4 protein-coding genes are annotated in these 4,917 nt (G+C 44.3%); 1 reads left to right on the plus strand and 3 read right to left on the minus strand.

Translation table 11 applies throughout. The features are described 5' to 3' along the window. Positions 1 to 170 precede the first annotated feature (170 nt). Positions 171 to 1,412, minus strand: coding sequence for a glycoside hydrolase family 10 protein (locus RMO84_RS16180; protein ID WP_310489467.1), 1,242 nt, complete (start codon positions 1,410 to 1,412; stop codon positions 171 to 173). Positions 1,413 to 1,451: 39 nt separating this feature from the next. Beyond that, positions 1,452 to 2,123: a class I SAM-dependent methyltransferase gene (locus tag RMO84_RS16185; protein ID WP_310489468.1), complete on the minus strand. Its 672-nt coding sequence runs from the start codon at positions 2,121 to 2,123 to the stop codon at positions 1,452 to 1,454. Positions 2,124 to 2,267: 144 nt separating this feature from the next. Between RMO84_RS16185 and RMO84_RS16190 the strand changes: the two genes are divergently transcribed. After that, complete coding sequence (locus tag RMO84_RS16190) at positions 2,268 to 3,158, plus strand: spherulation-specific family 4 protein (RefSeq protein WP_310489469.1); 891 nt, start codon at positions 2,268 to 2,270, stop codon at positions 3,156 to 3,158. Positions 3,159 to 3,317: 159 nt separating this feature from the next. Here RMO84_RS16190 and RMO84_RS16195 read toward each other — a convergent pair whose 3' ends face one another. Further along, entirely contained in the window at positions 3,318 to 4,880 is a 1,563-nt protein-coding gene (locus RMO84_RS16195) for a pentapeptide repeat-containing protein (protein ID WP_310489470.1), read from the minus strand. Positions 4,881 to 4,917 lie beyond the last annotated feature (37 nt).

Here is a 4,917-nt window from a genome sequence, read left to right on the forward strand (position 1 = left end):
CTAAGAGGTACCAAAATAAAGATCGAAATCGATCGCTTGAGGGATTGACAAAACTATCGGAAAAAGGAATGGAACAGCCCTGCTTTTGAAGGGGGGCTAGGGAGGATCTGCCCACTGTAAACGAAGCAATTAGACTTTTCAGACATCCTCTAAAGCCTAATCCCAACCCCTTACTTTATTATCGTAGATCGAGCCACTGTCTGGGCAAACACCTGCCTGAACCCATCTTTGCGAGCTGCGGCTGGTTCGTTTGTCAGTTTCCACAAGGTTTCATAGAAAAAGAACGAGACACCGGCTAAACCTTGTTTGCGCACGGCGGCAATTTGGGTTTGAATTTGCTTCATCGGTATAGGCTTGGGTTTGACACCAGTGAGAATGCCAATACCAACGGGAATATGTTGGCTGGCAAGTTTAACTTCTGGTTTTTGGAGTTCGCCGATAAAGGTAGTTAAGTTATCGCGATAGACTTGAATTAAGAGTTCTTCAACCAAACCTTGACGCTCCCATTTTGCCCAGTCTTGGAGAAAGAAATTTTTGGCATATGTTTGAGGATTGGGTGAAATTGAGACAATCGCTTTGGGATTTGCGGCTTTGATGGCAACAAATAAATCGCGCATGAGCAGGGTGATTTTATCGGCGCGCCAGTCAATCCATTCGGCATTTTTGGGATCTGTGGGTGGAAGTTTACCTTGGTGTTCGCGTTTGTAGAGATCGACGGTAAATTTGTCGTAGCCAAATTCAGAAGGCAAGCCAAAATGGTCGTCGAATTGAATGCCATCTACATCATATTTACGGACGACTTCGACGACTAAATCGATGATGAATTTTTTGACTTCTGGTTTGAACGGATTGAGCCAAACGCGCGGATCTTTGCCTTCTTTCCAGAGTGTACCGCCATCTTGCTTTTGGGTCAGCCAATCGGGATGTAACTTGGCAAAATCGGAGCCAGCCGGATCGCTAGTACCTGGTAACATAAAGCCAAATTCAAACCAGGGAATGACGGCAAGACCTTGTTTGTGTCCCTGAGTGACTGCTTCTTTAAGCACATCCCGTCCTTCTAATCCTTCAGATCGACCGAGCTGACGATTGATTAATATACCTGCGGATTTCTTAGGCATGAAACTACTACCGACAATCCGTTTGGCAACTTTGCTCGGATAGGTTGTATAACCCCAATTCCACACGACTGGATAGATCGTATTAAAGTTTAACTGGCGCAGATCTTTAATGGCCGTAGCCAATCGATCGCGAGTAAATAAGACATCGCTATCGACGTTAGTAATCCAGACGCCGCGAATTTCTCTAATTGCTTTTGTCGGTATCGATTGCGATCGAGAGATTGTTGGGATACTCAACGATAGAATTAATCCAATCGTAATAAATAGTCCAAACCAAAATTTGCGATTTAACATTTATATTTACCAAAATAGCTGGCGACTGACAATCTTACATTAGATGCGATCGATAATATTTTTCTGACGCTCTAGCGTCCAATGTAGTTCGGAAGTTTGCGATAATTTGACACCAGTTAAGCCCACTCGATCGATTAGATCTGTTACCTCGGCTAGTGTCAAAGCAGCTTTGAGCGAATCACGAAATAATTGCTGTTGTTGCGGGTCGTAATCGCCACCAAATTTAGCAACTAGTTCATTAACACTTTCATCGATTTCTGGTCTAATTAGATCGCGGATTAAAATCGCACCGTCTGGTTTAACTAAGCGACTAATCTCCTTAAATAAGACTAGCGGCTCGGCAAGATGATGGACTAAACTATTAGAAACTACCATGTCAAATTCTAAATCTGGATAGGGCATCCGCTTAGAATCGACGCGTTCTAATCTAATCCGCTGCGTCAACCGTGCCTCCTCTAGATTCCGTTGACCGATAATCAGCATCGATTGTGCCAAATCTATGCCCGTAATCAGATATTGGGGTCGGTGTTGACACATCAGGATCGGAATCCGTGCCGTACCAGTACCAATGTCCAGAACTTTGACAGCATTGGGATCTAAAGCGATCGCATCTGTGGCAAATGCCATATTTACCGCTGTGAAATCCATCGCATCATAGGCTGTCGCTTCCAGCCAGGTATCCATGACTTCTGGTTCCAAAATTCTGTCCATGGGTATTCTGTGATGTAGATGTGGCGATCTTATCTTACGATCGTTTCTTCCCACTGTTAAGATGAAAGATAGCTCGCGATCGTTTGTCACAGCACGGAGCTAGTAAGATCGATCGGGAATTTATCTATTAATTACGCGCTGAATGTGAAAATATATTGGCTGTTAACAACAATTGTCCTCGTTGTTTATTCGTTCGGTTTGACTATTTCTGGTAATACTCACGACAAGCTGTCAACGCGGCGATCCGAGCGGGTCGATCTAAATAGGATGCAAATTGTCAGTCAACCAAACGATCGATTTCGACTACAGATTTTGTTACCACTATATATCTATCCCAACTGGTATGATAAGAAAAATTATATTTGGCAGCAAGTAATTACAGCTGCCAAAAAAGTATCGATCGTCGCAATTATTAATCCAAATAATGGCCCCGATCGGGCACCGCCAAATGCCGATTATCGGCAGGGAATTAACGACTTACGTCAAGCTGGAGTTAAGCTAATTGGCTATGTCCCTAGTAACTATGCCAAACGCGATCTCCAAGCTGTTGAAGCAGATATAGCTCTTTATATCAAGTACTTTAATGTCGATGGAATTTTCATCGATGAGGCTGCTAGTACGCCAGATAAAATTAGTTACTATCAACAAATTTATCGTTATATCAAAGCTCGATTGCCAGCTTCAAACCACAACGTAATTATTAACCCTGGCGTAGAAGTCGATGAAGGGTATCTCGATCGATCGGTTGCCGATACGATCGTCATCTTTGAAAACTATCAGAAAGTTTGGGCAAACTATCACCCGCCTGCTTATGTTAAAAAATACTCTCCTCAACACTTTGCCGCACTAATCCATACAACTACCGATCGTAAGCTGATGAAAAGTACGCTCGATCGGGCTGTGAAATCCAAATTTGGTTATGTATATATAACTAACGATAGTACTGACACGACCAACCGCAATCCTTGGGATACTCTACCTACATATTGGCAAGCAGAAGTCAATTATATTCAGCAATTAAATAATGTGGAGTAAGATTATTCTTCGGTGCGTTACGCTGTCTTGTCTCGCTAAACCGTCGGGAAACAAAGGCGTGCGCGAGCCGTTCCGCGATAGCGGCGCATCGACCTGGAGGTTTCCTCCAGGTTGTGTGCGTCAAGACAACACACCCTACAACTATTAATTATCAACTATCTAAGGATGAACGGAACCATCAGGCATGGTAGTGCCAGTTAAAGTAGTTCCATCTAATTTAGTATTAGTTAAAATTGCTTTGCTGAGATTGCTATACGACAGATCGGCATTGCTTAAATCCGCACCTGTGAGATTAGCATTGCGCAAATCTACTTGCTGAAACTCCGCAAACTTGAGATCGGCATTAGTGAGAATAGTATCGCGCAAGGAAGCTCCTTTAAGCTTGGCATAGACTAGTTTTGCTCGATCGAGATTTGCGCCTGTTAAATTGGTGCCGTTTAATTTTGCACCATACAAAGCTGCCTTTTGGAGATTTGCCCGACTGAGATTAGCACCACTCAAATCGGCATCTTGAAAAATTGCCAGCGTCAGATTGGCATCGGCAAAGTTTGCTCCAGTCAAAATAGATTGGAGCAGCACTGCACCAGCTAGATCGGCTTTGGCAAAATTTTGGTTAGTCAGATTGCAACTAATACAGCGTTTTTCTTTAATCAGCCTACCGCGATCGGATGCGGCAAATTCAGCTTCCTGGGCGATCGATTGATTTTTGGCAATTTGGGCGGGTGTGAGTTCGTCGCTACTGGGAAAGACAAATTGACGGCCGATAACTGCTAATGCTAGGAGAATGCCAGCTCCAACTCCCCACCGCCACCACTGCACTGGCGGTTTGGGTTCGGGCATTTGAAATGACACTTGCTCCTGGCGGTCTGTGGAGGGATATCCTGACAAGGATACTGGCGATCGATCGGTCTTAATGCTGCGATTTGTGAAGGTATCGAGATAGTGCTGCTGATGGTTGGACTCCACCATCTTTGTGAGCCAAGCAATCAATTTTGGATCGGTATTTGCTGGTATTAAGTGTTGAAAATTGAGACGATAATTAGTATCGAACAAATGTTGGGCTTGGGATGTGGAGGTGCCAGTGAGCGAGCAAATCATTGATATCCCTAAGCTGTACAAATCGTAAGCTTCGGTTGCTGCCGGGAGCAACTTAGGCTGGTAGCTATTCTGCGGCTCGTGGGTGTAGGGATGGAGTCCAAAATCCACTAGATAGATAGATAAGTCTGTCTCGGTATCGACAATGATATTCTCTGGTTTGATATTCTGGTGAATGACGACTGGCGTTAAGTGATGGAGGTAATCGAGAATGTTTAAGATCGCATCAGCTACCAATCGAACATCTGTCGGCGGCAGTGTTCCCAGTTCGGCGATCGAAACCCCAGGCAGATACTCGCGGACGAGACAGAAGCCCGTCGGTGTCTGGAAAGAATTTAGATAGCGGGAAACGTTCGGACTGTCAAGTTGTTGTAACCTAGCGATTTCTGGTAAATAATTAGCATAGTCTGGAGCTGGTGTGCGAACATCAAACTGTCGCCACTCCTTAATTACTACCAACTGCTCCGTCTCGATCTCGCTAGCTAAATAGGTTGTTCTACCACGAGCGGCATGTTCGGACAGTCGATCGGATACCTGATAGCCATGAATTTTAAAATCTGGTAAATCGCTACCAACTATCTGAATTGCGGATTCAATCTCAGGGGTAGAATTGTCTAAGTCATTCATGGCTCTGGGCCTTCGGTCTAGATAGATTTTTTTACTT

The organism is Chamaesiphon sp. VAR_69_metabat_338, from assembly GCF_031423935.1.
Lineage (GTDB): Bacteria > Cyanobacteriota > Cyanobacteriia > Cyanobacteriales > Chamaesiphonaceae > Chamaesiphon.

Bases quoted from the DNA above. Each gene is read 5' to 3' on its own strand.
- RMO84_RS16180 (WP_310489467.1), bottom strand. From the start codon at position 1,412: ATGTTAAATCGCAAATTTTGGTTTGGACTATTTATTACGATTGGATTA.
- RMO84_RS16195 (WP_310489470.1), bottom strand. From the start codon at position 4,880: ATGAATGACTTAGACAATTCTACCCCTGAGATTGAATCCGCAATTCAG.
- RMO84_RS16185 (WP_310489468.1), bottom strand. From the start codon at position 2,123: ATGGACAGAATTTTGGAACCAGAAGTCATGGATACCTGGCTGGAAGCG.